Consider the following 859-nt stretch of genomic DNA (forward strand, 5'->3'; position numbering starts at 1 on the left):
TTAAATAGTCGTCCCTGAAAAATAGATGAAAGCCAGCATTAAGAGGGAGTTCAGAGAGAGAAAGTGTGTGTAAGATTGCCAGAAAATCTTCCAAAGCTTGAAAAAGCAGGTGAACATGAGCGGTAATTTTGGGGAAAAGAGGACACCAGTAGAAGGAATAAAACAACCTTTACTGGAGAGTCAACTAAATCTAGAACATCCGTTAGTAAAACTGGCTAAGGCTTTGGATTGGCAGTACTTTGAGCAAGAGTTTAGAACAGCAACCACAACAGATGTAGGCCGCCCAGCATTGTCGAGTCGGTTGTTAGTGGGGCTGCATTACTTGAAAGCACTGTACGATGAGAGTGATGAATCAGTAGTGGAGAAATGGGTAGAAAATCCCTATTGGCAGTACTTTTGCGGAGAACAAACCTTTCAACATGAATTACCTTGTCATCCTACAAGCTTGGTGAAGTGGCGGCAGCGAGTTGGAGCAGAAGGGGTAGAAAAACTGCTCAAAGGTGTGCTAAGGACTGCCCAACAGCAAAAAGCCCTAAAGCCGAGTGAGATTAAGCGCGTGAATGTCGATACCACAGTGCAAGAGAAAGCGATTGCCTTTCCTACTGATGCGCGGTTGTATGACAAAGCGCGACGAGCATTGGTACGTGCCGCCCAGAAACAGCAAATCAAACTGCGTCAGAACTATTCACGCTTGGGTAAACAAGCATTATTTCATCAAAGCCGCTATGCAGTGGCACAACAAGGCGGCCGCGCTCGTAAACAAACACAAAAATTGCGTACCTATTTGGGAAGAGTGATTCGGGACATCGAGCGAAAATTACCGAACCCATCACCAATGTTGGCATCCCTGCTACAGCGT

At 45.8% G+C, this 859-nt stretch carries 1 protein-coding gene; it reads left to right on the forward strand.

What is annotated here, in order from left to right:
* Positions 1-115 precede the first annotated feature (115 nt).
* A partial coding sequence (locus tag UYC_RS37060) for an IS5 family transposase (protein WP_016874817.1) occupies positions 116-859 on the forward strand: 744 nt, incomplete at its 3' end.

It is taken from the genome of Chlorogloeopsis fritschii PCC 6912 (assembly GCF_000317285.1).
Taxonomy (GTDB): domain Bacteria; phylum Cyanobacteriota; class Cyanobacteriia; order Cyanobacteriales; family Nostocaceae; genus Chlorogloeopsis; species Chlorogloeopsis fritschii.